The sequence below is a fragment of the Agromyces binzhouensis genome, from assembly GCF_004135055.1.
In the GTDB taxonomy this organism is placed as follows: Bacteria; Actinomycetota; Actinomycetes; order Actinomycetales; family Microbacteriaceae; genus Agromyces; species Agromyces binzhouensis.
This window is the reverse complement of sequence record NZ_SDPL01000817.1, coordinates 1-560: the sequence shown is the minus strand read 5'-3', so window position 1 is coordinate 560 and position 560 is coordinate 1. Positions and strand designations below refer to the sequence as shown.

Annotated in this window: 2 protein-coding genes; one reads left to right on the top strand and one right to left on the bottom strand. The window is 76.8% G+C overall.

Annotated elements, in window-relative coordinates; genetic code table 11:
• The coding region (locus tag ESO86_RS18390) for a hypothetical protein (RefSeq protein WP_207207240.1) at nucleotides 1-371 on the top strand (371 nt) is incomplete at its 5' end.
• Nucleotides 372-375: 4 nt separating this feature from the next.
• Here the strand turns inward: ESO86_RS18390 and ESO86_RS19645 are convergent.
• The coding region (locus ESO86_RS19645; protein WP_165308456.1) for a hypothetical protein at nucleotides 376-560 on the bottom strand (185 nt) is incomplete at its 5' end.

Here is a 560-nt window from a genome sequence, read left to right as displayed (position 1 = left end):
CTGACCGTCGCCGATGGCCTGCGGCGGGCGTTCCCCGGCGCCGGCGGCGGACGCCCCGCGCCCGGGAGTCGCCCATGATCCGCTCGCTGCTCGACCGATCGGTCCTCGCGCTGGCCGCGCTCGCCGTCGCCGGCGGCGCGGGGATCTGGTGGCTCGTGTCCTGGCGTGCGGAGGCCGAACGGTTCTGGGCCGGGCTGAGCGACCGCATGCCCACGCCCGAGGAGGAGGGCATGCTCGAGTTGTACGAGCTGCTGCCGTACCTGCTGAGTCCGGCCGCGACGACCGCCTTCGTCGCAGCCCTGATCGGCCTGCCGATCGCCGTGGGCGCGGCCGCCGCGGTGATCGCGCGCTCGCGCGACGACGCCGGTTGAGCGCCTACCGCTCTTCCGCGGCTCCGGGCTCCGGGCTCGCGCCGGGAGCGTCGTCGTCCGCCGCGGCCAGGTCGGCCGTCGAGAGCTCGCCGGTGAGGGGTTGGGTCGCCTTCGCCTCATCCGCGGCGGCCTCGGCCGCCTCGAGTTCGGCCTCGTCGAGCTCGGAGCCCGACTCCGCGTCGCCCCGGC